Here is a 12,697-nt window from a genome sequence, read left to right on the forward strand (position 1 = left end):
CACATTCCTTTCAATGGCTATCCGACTAGGCCTTGGGTAAGGCCCCTATTAAGCTTGCCTTGAGGCTTGGACGCGGCCTCCCCTTTGGTAACAACGCCATCTTTATTGACGTCGAGGCCCGCATTCTGGGAATAATATTTGCTCCCCTGGACGAACAAGGCAGACGAGTCTGGTTTTCCAATAGCGCTGGGCCAAAGAATGGCCATGTAGACGTCCGAGAGGCCTTTGAGGCGGCCAGAGTATGGTAGAAAATACTTCTCGACATATGCCATCTGCTGAACGGCGGTCATCCCCAAGAGTTGCGCGATAGACGTCCCCAAAGATTGAGCTGTCTGAGGCATGAATTGGATAAGACCGGTAGCTCCGCTCACCGAATTTTGCTTCGTGGGCGAAAAGGTTTCTCCCGTTTCAAAAGCCATGCACGCGGTCAGGTGGCTTGGATCGCAATCCAGCCGGGTTGCGAGGTTGACTATGGTTGCCCTCAGTTCTGAGCTGAGAACTTTGCCCCAGGCTATGGTGTTTTGCACAAATGCGTCGTGGACAGCAGCGGGCTGGTCCGCCAAGTCAGCGACTGCCGTTGCCGTCTGTGGCGGCGCAGGAGTGGCGGGGACGGTGGCGACCGGGGCAGGAGTATTTTCCTTGGGCACTGCGATAGCGTCAGCTGCGGGATCATCCGGATATATCGCGACCAATGTAAACGTTCCGGCTTCGTCCGGCACCAAGGTAACTGAAGCATAGATCTCAAAGATCAACTTCATCTGCTGCGCCTGCGCTGCCGTCAGATGATGAACAACCACTGGAGCTTTCACGATTTCCCCCCGTCCGCTTAGTTGATGTACCCTAGATCACGAGCGATCTTGTCGGCCAAGGCCGCATATTGTGGATCACTCAACAACCTATCGATGGTTACGCCGTTCGATTTGGCGGCCAATCGCGCCAGCAATGCGCGGTCGACCTGCCCACCCACAGTCAGCGCGTTGGCTAGCGCAACTTGCCCCGGACTTGTGCTCAGATTGTATGAGATAACGCTTTGCTTAGCCACCTGAGCGGCCTGTTCATCGGCACTCACAACTGCCTGCGCCTTGAGCATTGCGCCCGTCAACGTTCCTGCTCGATAGTACTCTTCGAGGTCAGATAGAGCCAATGGCAATGGATATGAGGCATCATCGTCACCCAATCTCCTTAATATCCTGGATGACACTATCGCACGGTTTGTCCTCATTTGTGTTTGTAAAAGCTGAACTGTACTCTTAAGCAAAACTTCGTCGTTATAGGCAGATTTAGCCCCGGTCAAACCACCTGCTATGCCGGACAAAACATCTTTTGTACCTACCGGCGATACCAGAGTCGAAGTTGTATTCAAGGCGATGCTGGTAGCAGTTGCGAGAAATGCAGACCCCTGACGCCCGGTGGTAAGTGATGTTTCATAGTCGGTGTACGCCAAGTCGATCGCATACATTCTGGCAGTTACATAGTTGTTACGGTATGAGCGCCGCCCCTCAAGAGAATTTGTCTTATAAAAATTGAAATCTGGCTGCCCAACTTGATTTTTTATTTCGGCTGTTTCGGCGCTCACAGCGTATAGCCGCTCAGGGCCCTGAAGAAATGGTGTGCATCCTGCGATGCCAACAGCGGAAATCAATAGGGCAAATTTAAAATAAAACGCCGGAAACGCGGACATAACTTCTACGTCTGCGCCAAGGCGTCTTTTCAGACGCGCCAAAGGCAACATTTTTTATTCCCCTACCCGCCCTATCCGGCATTTATATTCTCCGAAAGTCAAGAGGAATATTCATAGGTGACATAACTCTCCTACCTTCTAGGTAGCAACTTTTTAGAAGTACTATATGACTTACAAGTGCTATACGCCGCGACTGTTGCATAGTTATATAATATTGCCGGTGTCACGTTAAATTTACTGCAACCATACTTCAAATAAAAGGTGAAGTTTGATTAGTTTTTTTCCTATAGTTGCCTATTGCATTTACCAACAGTGACCGCAGCGCGCCGAAAGAATCGGCGTTTCGAACTTTTCTGTGTCGCCTGTGACTTTTGTAATTACCTTTTCGGCCCAACAGCCCTCAGAAGGTGCCTAGCATATCACTCTTCTGGCCTGACACAGCCAAAGGCGGCCGAGCGCGAACGCCTAACCGAGCTCGCTCCTCAGGCGACCGGCGTCCAGATCACGTCATCGATCCTCGTCGCGCCCGTTGCCAGCATCACCAGCCGGTCGAAGCCGAGCGCCGAGCCGCTGGCTTGCGGCATGATGGCGAGGGCGGCGAGAAAATCCTCATCCAGCGGATAGCGCTCGCCATAGACGCGCTCCTTCTCGTCCATCTCGGCGGCAAAGCGCCGGCGCTGCTCGGCCGGATCGGTCAGTTCGCCAAAAGCATTGGCGAGCTCGACGCCGCAGCAATAGAGCTCGAAGCGCTCGGCCACGCGCTGGTCCTCCGCGCTCGGCCGGGCGAGCGCCGCTTCCGAGATCGGATAGCCGTACAAGATGGTGGCCCGCCCCTGCCCCAGCACCGGTTCGACCTTCTCGACCATTACCCGGCTGAACAAATCGGCCCAGTTGTCATCGTCGGCCGTGCGCAGGCCGGCCTTGACCAGAGCATCATGGAGTGCGGCGCGGTCTGTGCCGCCATCGGCAGAAACGGTGGCAAGAAGATCGATGCCGGCGTAACGCGCAAAAGCTTCCGCCACGCTCACGCGTTCCGGTTCGGCGAACGGATCGGCCTCGCGGCCGCAAAAGCGGAAGGTTTTGGCGCCGGCCCGCTCGGCTGCCAGCTTCAGCAGTTCGGCGCAATCGGCCATCAGGCTGTCATAGGTTTCGCCGACCCGATACCATTCCAGCATGGTGAATTCGGGATGGTGCAAGGGGCCGCGCTCGCGGTTGCGCCAGACGGCGCCCAGGCTGAAGATGCGCCGCTCACCGGCGGCCAGCAGCTTCTTGCAGGCGAATTCCGGTGAGGTGTGGAGGTAAAGCGGCCGGCGCGCGCCGTCGACGCCGATCGCCTCGGTGGCGAAGGCTGAGAGATGGGCCTCGTTGCCGGGCGAAATCTGCAATGCCGCCGTCTCGACCTCGATGAAGTCGCGCTCGCCAAACCAGCTGCGCATTGCGGCAGCTATGGCGTTACGCGCCATCAGCCGCGGCCGGCGGTCGGCGTGAACATCCGGCGTCCACCAGGGCGAAGCGCCAGTCATGGGTTTGCCGGGCAACGGAATTGCTGACAGGGCTGGCGGTTCGGGCCAAGATGCGCTACGGCGACGGCTCTCGCAGCCGATTTGCGCCGAACGATCGTTTCAGGCCAACGAAGTCTAGGATTGAAAACCGTGGTGAAGGTCATCGCCAGTTCGCTCCGTAAAGGCAATGTCGTCGACAAGGACGGCAAGCTTTACGTGATCCTCTTTGCCGAAAACATCCACCCTGGCAAGGGTACGCCGGTCACCCAGCTCGACATGCGCCGCATCTCCGACGGGGTGAAGGTTTCGGAGCGCTACCGCACCACCGAGCAGGTCGAGCGCGCCTATGTCGAGGAGCGCGAGCACACCTTCCTCTACGCCGACGCCGAGGGGTATCACTTCATGAACCCGGAAAGCTACGATCAGGTCGCGGTGCCGGAAAGCGTGGTCGGCGACATGGCGCCCTACCTGCTCGAAGGCATGGCGGTGCAGATTTCGCAGTTCAACGGCATCGCCATAGCCCTGGTGCTGCCGCAGCGCGCTACTTTCGAAGTGGTCGAGACGGAGCCGACGACCAAAGGCCAGACGGCGTCCTCGTCATACAAGCCGGCCGTGCTTTCCAACGGCGTGCGCACGCTGGTGCCGCCGCACATCGCGCCGGGCACCCGCGTGGTGGTGATGACGGCCGATGGCGCTTATGTGGAGCGGGCGAAGGACTGACGCGCGAGCGCCTCCGTCCTGGTTGATCCGTTGCATTGCCTTCTGCGGCCGCTGGCTCGATAGTCCTGCCGATGTGGCAGACCTTTGTGACCTACTGGCCTCTGATCCTTGTGATCATTCCGATGCTGATGGCCGCCATCGGCATCGTCCACGCAATCATGACCAAGGAAGACGTGCGCGCCGCCACCGGCTGGGTCGGCGTGATGATCTTGTCGCCGTTCCTTGGCGCGATCATCTATGCCATTGCCGGCATCAACCGCATCCGCCGCGCCACCATCAGCGCCATGCGGCCCGTCGCCGGTGAAGCCGAGACAGCCAAACACGACCACGACATTGCGCTCGAAGCACTCATTTCAGCCGAATTCGGCCAGCGCTTTGCCGGCCTGAAGACGCTAGGCGACAGGGTGGCGCGGCGCGGCCTGCTTTCGGGAAATGCAATCACCATCCTGAGGACCGGCGACGAAGCCTACGCGGCAATGTGCGGGGCGATCGACGGCGCACGGCGCAGCATTCTGCTCGAGACCTACATCTTCGACAATGACGAGATCGGACGACGTTTTGTCGGATCGCTGGCCGGAGCGGTCCGGCGCGGTGTGACGGTTCGCGTGCTGATCGATGCGGTGGGCGTGCGCTATTCCGTGCCCAGCATTCTTGGGACACTCCGGGAAGCCGGCGTCACCGTCGATCTGTTCAACGGCAACATCGTCATGGGCCTGAGACTTCCCTATGCGAATTTGAGGACGCACAGGAAAATCCTGATCGTCGACGGCGCGGTGGCATTCACCGGAGGCATGAACATCCGCAAGGGGTTCTCGGCTGAATTCGCCGGCAGCGCCAGCTCGGCGGATACGCATTTCCAGGTCACGGGGCCGGTCGTGGCCGACCTGTTCGCGGTTGCCGCCGAGGACTGGCGTTTTGCCGGCAACGAGGCCCTCAAGGACGAGGTCTGGCACGTGGCAAAGCCCTCGCCGCCTCCCGGTCAGCCGATCCTGGTGCGGGCGGTGGCGTCGGGGCCGGACGCCAGCATCGAAACCAACCACAAATTGCTGACGGGGGCATTTTCCGTCGCCCGCAAATCGATCCGCATCATGTCGCCCTATTTCCTGCCGGACCGGGAATTTGTCAGCGCGCTGGTCACGGCTGCCCGGCGCGGCGTCGAGATCGACATCGTCGTGCCCGCGGTCAACAATCTCTTCCTGGTCGGCCGCGCCATGACGGCGCAGTACGACCAGGTGCTGAAGCACTATTGCCGCGTCTGGCGTCATGAAGGGTCATTCGACCATTCGAAGCTGTTGTCGGTCGATGGCGTCTGGGCCTATGTCGGCTCTTCCAACCTCGACGCCCGGTCGCTGCGGCTGAATTTCGAAATCGACCTGGAGGTGCTGGATACCGGCTTTGCCGCCGAGATCGAAGGGCGCATCGGAGCGGCAATCGCTTCCGCCAAACCCGTCACACTCGCAACCTTGAAAGCGCGGCCATTTCTCATCCGGGTTTTTGACCGGTTGTTATGGCTGGGATCGCCCTATCTCTAATGCATACGGCCTCGAAGTGGTCCCGGTTGTGAGAGAACGATATGCATAGAACAAAGAATCAGGACATCGAATAGCAGGCCTATGGACATAAACGGACGCAGCCTTCCTGAAACAGTGCTCCTGTCGATCCGCGGCAGGAAAGCGCGCAAGGCGAACGCGACGCCGCGCAAGCACATTGAAGGCGCCCAGATGGTGGTCGCCTCCTACAACGTCCACAAATGCATCGGCACCGACCGCAGGTTCGACCCCGAACGCACCGCCCGCGTCATCCGCGAGATCGGCCCCGACGTCATCGCGCTGCAGGAGGCCGACAACCGCTTCGGCGATCGCGCCGGGCTGCTCGATCTTGCCCGGATCGAACACGAAACCGGGCTTGTGCCGGTGCCGGTTTCCGGAAGCGGCAAGGGCCATGGCTGGCGCGGCAACGTGCTTTTGTTCAAGCGCGGCACCGTGCGCGACGTCCATCAGATCAAGCTTCCGGGACTGGAGCCCCGCGGCGCGCTGGTTGCCGAGATCGACCTCGACGAAACGCGCACTCTGCGCGTCATCGCCGCGCATCTCGGCCTGTTGCGCCGCTCGCGTTCGGAGCAGGCCCGCGTCGTGCTCGACATCATGAGCAACCAGGATGAAAGGCCGACCTTGCTGCTCGGCGACCTCAACGAATGGCGGCTGGGCAACCGCTCGGCGCTCAAGACGCTGCACGCCACCTTTGGTTTCACGCCGGCGGCGGTGCCGACTTTCCCCTCAGGCCTGCCGGTGCTGGCGCTCGACCGGATCATGGCCAACCGGCACGGCATGGTCTCGTCGGTGGAAGCCCATGACACGCCGCTGTCGCGGGTTGCGTCGGATCATTTGCCGCTGACGGCGTTCGTCAGCCTGTAACTCATCCGTCCCGCAGCCAGACCAGCATCTCACCGGGTTCACGGTTGTCCCAGGCAAAGTACGGGACGGCGGTGATTTTCGTTTCGCTCACCGCCGGCGGATCGGTGCGATAGAGCCCGGTTTCCCAGTTTTCCTGGGCTTCCTTGCTGGCAAGTGCCGAAAGCGTGACGATGCCGCCGAGCAGGTTCGGCTCGGCATGCGCCTCGATTGTTGCCGTTCGCGGCAGAGCGATCCGATGCAACTGGCCGGCATTGTCGGTCTCCTCGACGCAATAGATCAGCGGACCGCGCGCAAGTGCGACGCGGCCGATGTCCTGACGCACCTCCGGATTGGCGAACAGACGGGCGATCGACATTTCGAGATCGAGTTCGACCCGGTCGCCCTGGCGCCACTCGCGCCGGATCGCGGCATAGCCGTCGCTGGTGATGTCATCCAGATCGACCGCGGCGCCGTTAACCTTGAGCGCCGCCTTGCCGCACCAGGAGGGGACGCGCAGGTGCAAGGTGAATGCCACCGGAGCGTCGGCTTCGATCCGGATCGAGACCGCGCCATCCCAAGGATAATTGCTGGTCTGAATCAGACTGACCGCCCGGTTCGATATGTCGAAGCGCGCGGTGCTGTCGCCGTAGAGATGAACGGCGAGCGCGTCGTCCGACAGGCTGTAGAAATAGCTGCCGATGGAGGCGACCATGCGGCCGATATTCGGCGGGCAACAGGGGCAGCGATGCCATTTCCAGCGATTGTGCCTGCCCCGGCTCTCCAACGGGTTCTCGTAGAAAAACAGCGAGCCGTCGAGCGACAGGCCGGAGATCGAGCCGTTGTAGAGTGCCCGCTCCATCATGTCGGCGTAGCGGGCGTTGGGACCCATGCCGAGCATGCGGCTGGCCCAGAACACGAGGCCGACCGAGGCACAGGTCTCGGCATAGGCGGTTTCGTTGGGCAGGTCGTAGTCGCTGGTAAAGCCCTCATTGTGCGCCGATGGCCCGAGGCCGCCGGTGACATAGAGGTTCTTGGTGGTGAGATCGTTCCACAGACGGTCGAGCGCTACCCTGAGCGTGTCGTCGCCATATTCGGTGGCGATGTCGGCCATGCCGGAATAGAGGTACATCGCCCTGACCGCATGGCCGACGACCTTGTCCTGCTCGCGCACCGGCTTGTGCGACTGGTTGTACTCATAGGTCTTGAAATGATAGGCCTTCGGGTCGGCGCCGCGCGCACGCGCCTCCTCGTCGAAATAATGCGGCTGTTGCCCGCGCTGGTCGATGAAATACCTGGCCAGGTCCATGTATTTCTGCTCGCCGGTCGCCCGCGCCAGCTTGACCAGCGCCAGCTCGATCTCCTCATGGCCGCAATAGCCCTTCTTCTTGCCCGGCTCCGGACCGAAGGTGTCGGCGATATGGTCGACGTAGCGGCACATGATATCCAGCAGCTTGCGCTTGCCGGTGGCCTGGTAGTAGGCGACCGCGCCTTCGATCAGATGGCCGGCGCAATAGAGCTCGTGGCAATCGCGCAGATTGGTCCAGCGCTTGCCGGGCTGGATACGCTGGTACCAGCTGGAGAGATAACCGTCTTCCTGCTGCAGTCTGCCGTAGAGGTCGATGACGGCATCGATCTTCTTCTCGAGCGCCGCGTTCTTGCGCCGGTAGAGCGAATAGGCCGCGGTCTCGATGGTCTTGCCCCAATCGGAGTCCCAGAACATCTGCGTCGTCACCGTCGAGCCGGTGAAGCCGGGGCTGGCAGCCTCGTCGGGCGACGGCGAATGGAACGGAATGACGACGCCCGGCGAGGGCCGGTCCGGGTCGATCTGCTCCAGCATGCGCGCCTCGACGCAGCGCTCGTAGAGGATGTCGGCGGTGCGCGACGCCACGGCATCGACACGGTCGCCCCAGAAGCCGCGGACATCGACCTGCGGCACCGGCAGTGGGCGGAAGGCGAGTTTGCCGGGCTTGGCGGATGGTTGAACGGTCATCGTGTCACTCCGTTGGATATTGGTCATTTCACGGCGGGTCATTTCACCGCGCCGGCCATCAGGCCGCGGATGTAGAAGCGCTGCAGCAACAGGAAGAGCACCAGGCACGGCACCATCATCACGGTGACGCCCGCCTGCACCGCGCCCCAGTCGATGGCGCCGAAGCGACCGGACTGAAGTGCGGTCATCATGATCGGCAGCGTGAATTTGGACTGGTCGGTCATCAGCACGAGTGCTGCCAGGAACTCGTTCCAGGCGCCGAGGAAGGCGAACAGCGCGATGGTGACGATGCCCGGCCAGACCAGCGGCAACATCACCTTCAACAGCATGGTGACGTTGTTGGCGCCGTCCATGCGCGCGGCTTCCTCGATCTCGCGCGGCACCGCGTCGAAGGCGTTGCGCATCATGAAGATCGAGAACGGCAGCTGCAGCGTGGTGTAGACCAGGACCAGCCCGGTCAGCGTGTTGTGCAGGCCGACCTTGGTCAGCACCAGGAAGATCGGCGTCAGGATCGACTGGAACGGGATCATGATCGTCGACAGGATGACGATGAACAGCGTGTCCTTCATGGGAAAGCGGAAGCGCGAAAAGCCGTAGCCGGCGAGCACGCTGACGATGACCGACAGGATCACCGTCATCGACGCGACATAGAGGCTGTTTTGCGCCGGCAGCCAGAGGCCGTCGCCAAAGGTGTTGAGCGTGCGGTAGTTCTCGACCGAAAACCCTGTCGTCGGCCATGGCGGCAGCGGCGGCTGGCGCGCCTCCTGCGCCGGCTTGAAGGTCGACAGCACGGCCCAGACGATCGGCGCGATGAACAGCGCGGACGCGATCATGCCGGTCGAATGCTCGGCGATCCTGAGCCAGAGGCGGCTGCTGCGGCTTCTTGCCTGCGCCATCAGTCGATGCCCTCCGGCTTGCGCAGTAGCCACAGCTGAACCAGGCTGAGCGCCACCAGTATGGCCAGCAGGATCATCGACAAAGCTGCGCCATAGCCGAGCTTGAACGAGACGAAAGACTGGTTGAAGATCCAGTAGACGGCGGTCAGCGTCTGGTTGCGCGGGCCGCCGCGCAGGATGATGTAGAACTGGTCGAAGGCGAGGATCGAACCGGCGATCGACAGGATCAGCGCCAGCGCCAGCGTGCGGCGCATCAGCGGCAGGGTGATGGCGCGAAAGCGCGCGAACGGCCCTGCCCCGTCGATCATCGCGGCTTCCTGCAGGTCGGTCGGGATCGACTGCAGGCCGGTCATCAGGATGATCATGGTGAAGCCCGCCACCTTCCAGACGACCATGGCGATGATCGACCAGAAGGCCGGCTGGAAGGTCGCCAGCAGGTTGAACTTTTTCGCCGTCAGGCCGAGGTCGTAGGCGGCAGGGCTGAACAGGCCGGAATCGACATTGAGCAGCCACGACCACAGCAGGCTGGCCGAGGCGAAGCCGACGACCGCCGGCATGAAGAAGGATGTCCGGTAAAAGCCGGTCAGCCGCCTGGGCTTTTCGATGAACAGCGCCAGCGGAAAGGCGACGGCGAAGATCACGATGGTGACGATCACGGTGTAGTAGGCGGTGAAGCTCAGCGCGTTCCAAAAACGGTTGTCGCGCAGGATCGCCCGGTAATTGTCGAAACCGATGTAAAAATGCTCGCCCATCAGCGGCCAGTTGTGCAGCGACATCCAGGCCGTCATGCCGAGCGGGATGATGAAGAATACGACGACCAGCGCCACGGCCGGCGCGACATAGAGCAGGCCGATCCACTGCCGGCGGCCGGCGCCGACCAGTTTTCTGGCGCGTGGCGGGGTGGTGGTGGTGGTCATACGTGGGCTCCGGGTGCGGTGATCCCCCTCCCCCTCGAGGGGAGGGTCCGGCCGCAGGCCGGGGGTGGGGTCCTCCGCGCAGTGCGCCGACGAAAAAGAACGTCGAGCACTGCCGGAACGACCCCACCCGGACCTGCGGTCCGACCTCCCCTCGAGGGGGAGGTAGGGGCGGCGCTTACTTTTGCGGCGCCTGGTCGATGATCGACTGCATGGTCTCTTGTGCATTGGCGATGGCGCCATCGACGTCGTCGCCGAAGACGACCTCGTTGATCATCTGCGTCCACGGACCGTTGGCCGAGTTGATCAGGTCGTTGAACACCACGGAATAGGGCGTGCGGCCCTTGGCCATGGCTTCGGCGGCGATCTGGTAGCGCGGATCGAGATCCTTCAGCGCCTCCTTGGCGATGTCGCCGCGCACCGGCAGGCTGCCGTATTTGGCCAGGATGGTCTGGCCTTCGAGCGAATAGGCGAAGTCGAGAAACTCCTTCACCACGGCGAGCTTCTTGGTGCCCTTGGTGACGACGAAATTGTCGCCGCCGGCAAACGAAGACCAGCCGCTGTCCTTGCCCGGCAGGAAGGTGACGCCATAGTCGATATCCGGATACTGCGTGTTGAGCGCGCCGATGGCGAAGGCGCCGGACGGCGAAATGCCGATATTGCCGGTGGCGAAGGCGGCAAAGAAGTTGGCGCCGGTGTCGGTCTGCGCGCCGGCCGGCACCAGGTCCTTCTTGACCATCGAGCGGTAGAGGTCGATGGCGCCGCGCAGCTGCGGGCTGTCCAGCGTCGCCTTCGACCCGTCCTCGGAGAGGATGTCGCCGCCCGAGGCCCACACCAGCGGCGTGAAGGTGAAGATATTGCAGCCGCCGCAATTGCCGGAGAAGTAGAAGCCCTTGATGTCGCCGCCAAGCGCGTTGACCTTTTCGGCGTCGGCCTCGATCTCGGCCCAGTTGGCCGGCCCCTTGTCGGGATCGAGACCCGCCTGCTTGAACAGTTTCTTGTTCCAGATCAGCACCGAGGCGTCGGCCGAGAACGGCAGCCCGTAGATGTGGTCCTTGTAGGTGCCGGTCTTGACGTGCGCCGGCGACAGGCTGGCGAAATAGGGCAGCGATTTCGCCCAGTCGGTGATGTCCTCGAGCTGGCCGGCGGCGGCAAAGGACGGCGTGTAGATCAAGTCGAGCGACAGCGCGTCGGGCGCCGTGCCACCGGCGGCGGCGGCGCCATATTTCGGGATGATCTCGGCATTGGGAATGATGTCCAGCTTGACCTGGTTCTCATGGCCCTTGTTGAAGGCGTCGACGATGCGCGGCATGAAGTTCGAGCCGTCGGCGCGAACCCAGATATTGGCGGTGTCGGCGGCCATTGCAGGCAAGGCAATGATGCTCGCGGCGAGCGCGAACCCGGTAATCACGGTCTTCATGGTTTTCCTCCTCATGGTTCTGTTCTCCTCCCTGTTGCGGCGCTCCCTTAGATGGCGCCGCGCGTTCTCCTAGCCGTCCGGCGGACGGCCGCATGACTGACGCACCACCAGCCGGCACGGCAGTTTTCGAATGCCCGGCGCGGCGGGTTGGCCGCCGACGAGCGAAAGCAGTGTGAGGCCGGCCTCGCGGCCGAGCGCTGCCAGGTTCATGTCGACCGAGGTCAGCGGCGGGCGGGTTGCCTCGGCCACGATCTCCCAATTGTCGAAGCCGATGACGCCGACATCGCCGGGCACACCCAAGCCGCGCTCGCGCAGCGCATCGATGACGCCGCGCGCGATCTGGTCGTTGCCGCAGAACACGGCGTCGGGTTTCTCCCCCTTCTTGTCGAAGAGCATTGGGCCGTCGAACAGCTTTCCGACGGCTTCATGCCCCCAGGCTTCCGACCACGAGCCGAGCAAGGGCCCGGTGACCGGCAGGCCGTGCTCGGCCAGCACATCGCGAAAAGCCTGGGCCCGCTCATGCACCACGGCGAAGCTTGAGGGACCGCTGACATGGGCGATGCGCCGCCGCCCGAGCCGGCAAAAATGCTCGACCGCCAGCCGTGCGCCGCCGGCATCGTCGGAGACGAAAGCGATGGCGCCGGGATCGGGTTGGCTGAAGGCGTAGATGACGGGCACGCCGAGATTGGCGAGGTCGACCGGCAGGTGGCGGTCGATGCGCTTGCCGCTGGCGATGATGCCGTCGATGCGCTTGTCCAGCATCGCCTCGACATGCAGTTGCGCCAGCCGCGGGTCATCCTCGACATTGCACATGAACACCGAAACGCCGGCATCGACCAGCGCATCCGAAATGCCCGACATGACCGGCAGCGAAAAGCGGCCATAGGTGTCGTTGGTCAACAGGCCGACGGTAAAGGAGCGCCGCCGCAGCAGGCTCTGCGCCAGGCTGTTGGGGCGAAATCCCAGCCGCTGCGCCGTCTCGCGAATGCGCTGCCGCGTCTCGGCAGTCATCCGCCCCTGCCCGTTCAGCGCCTTCGACGCCGTGGCCACACTGACACCAGCCATCGCCGCGACCTCACGCAGGGTGACGGGTTGTTTGGCGGGTGTTGGCGAGGTGTCGGGGGGCATATTTCGGGTGTCGGTCCTCGGTTTGAGAAAAGGTTTTCTCTTACTGGGCTGCG

At 62.2% G+C, this 12,697-nt stretch carries 11 protein-coding genes; 3 read left to right on the forward strand and 8 right to left on the reverse strand.

Features of this window, described 5'->3' with window-relative positions; all coding sequences use genetic code 11:
• Positions 1-17: 17 nt before the first annotated feature.
• The 3 genes from NKI64_RS21405 to epmA form a co-directional block, all read right to left on the reverse strand.
• Positions 18-809 carry a hypothetical protein gene (locus NKI64_RS21405; RefSeq protein ID WP_352669839.1) on the reverse strand — a complete coding sequence of 264 codons (792 nt, stop codon included), beginning with the start codon at positions 807-809 and terminating at the stop codon, positions 18-20.
• A gap of 17 nt (positions 810-826) precedes the next feature.
• Positions 827-1,732 carry a hypothetical protein gene (locus tag NKI64_RS21410; RefSeq protein ID WP_352669842.1) on the reverse strand — a complete coding sequence of 302 codons (906 nt, stop codon included), beginning with the start codon at positions 1,730-1,732 and terminating at the stop codon, positions 827-829.
• A gap of 431 nt (positions 1,733-2,163) precedes the next feature.
• Complete coding sequence (epmA, locus tag NKI64_RS21415; protein WP_352669845.1) at positions 2,164-3,204, reverse strand: EF-P lysine aminoacylase EpmA; 1,041 nt, start codon at positions 3,202-3,204, stop codon at positions 2,164-2,166.
• Between the two features lie 129 nt (positions 3,205-3,333).
• Here epmA and efp point away from each other — a divergent pair, with 129 nt between their 5' ends.
• The 3 genes from efp (at position 3,334) to NKI64_RS21430 (ending at position 6,317) form a co-directional block, all read left to right on the forward strand.
• On the forward strand, positions 3,334-3,903 hold the full coding sequence (efp, locus tag NKI64_RS21420) for an elongation factor P (protein ID WP_023682947.1): 570 nt from the start codon (positions 3,334-3,336) through the stop codon (positions 3,901-3,903).
• A 71-nt stretch (positions 3,904-3,974) separates the two neighbouring features.
• Entirely contained in the window at positions 3,975-5,435 is a 1,461-nt protein-coding gene (locus tag NKI64_RS21425; protein WP_352669848.1) for a phospholipase D-like domain-containing protein, read from the forward strand.
• An 81-nt stretch (positions 5,436-5,516) separates the two neighbouring features.
• Positions 5,517-6,317, forward strand: coding sequence for an endonuclease/exonuclease/phosphatase family protein (locus NKI64_RS21430; RefSeq protein ID WP_023671569.1), 801 nt, complete (start codon positions 5,517-5,519; stop codon positions 6,315-6,317).
• 1 nt (position 6,318) lies between these two features.
• On the opposite strand, the gene NKI64_RS21435 is transcribed toward NKI64_RS21430, so the two are convergent.
• From NKI64_RS21435 to NKI64_RS21455, 5 genes are all read right to left on the reverse strand, one after another.
• Positions 6,319-8,286 (reverse strand): glycoside hydrolase family 127 protein, encoded by a 1,968-nt coding sequence (locus NKI64_RS21435; protein WP_023752061.1) that lies wholly within the window; start codon positions 8,284-8,286, stop codon positions 6,319-6,321.
• A gap of 38 nt (positions 8,287-8,324) precedes the next feature.
• On the reverse strand, positions 8,325-9,182 hold the full coding sequence (locus NKI64_RS21440; RefSeq protein ID WP_023734238.1) for a carbohydrate ABC transporter permease: 858 nt from the start codon (positions 9,180-9,182) through the stop codon (positions 8,325-8,327).
• The gene (locus NKI64_RS21445) at positions 9,182-10,099 is read right to left on the reverse strand and encodes a carbohydrate ABC transporter permease (RefSeq protein ID WP_352499216.1); all 918 of its coding nucleotides are present in this window, start codon (positions 10,097-10,099) and stop codon (positions 9,182-9,184) included. The genes NKI64_RS21440 and NKI64_RS21445 overlap by 1 nt, the downstream gene beginning before the upstream one ends.
• A 175-nt stretch (positions 10,100-10,274) precedes the next feature.
• On the reverse strand, positions 10,275-11,516 hold the full coding sequence (locus NKI64_RS21450) for an ABC transporter substrate-binding protein (RefSeq protein WP_023752063.1): 1,242 nt from the start codon (positions 11,514-11,516) through the stop codon (positions 10,275-10,277).
• Positions 11,517-11,585: 69 nt separating this feature from the next.
• Positions 11,586-12,644 carry a LacI family DNA-binding transcriptional regulator gene (locus NKI64_RS21455; protein ID WP_352669853.1) on the reverse strand — a complete coding sequence of 353 codons (1,059 nt, stop codon included), beginning with the start codon at positions 12,642-12,644 and terminating at the stop codon, positions 11,586-11,588.
• Positions 12,645-12,697 lie beyond the last annotated feature (53 nt).

Source organism: Mesorhizobium sp. M0478 (genome assembly GCF_040321305.1).
GTDB lineage: Bacteria > Pseudomonadota > Alphaproteobacteria > Rhizobiales > Rhizobiaceae > Mesorhizobium.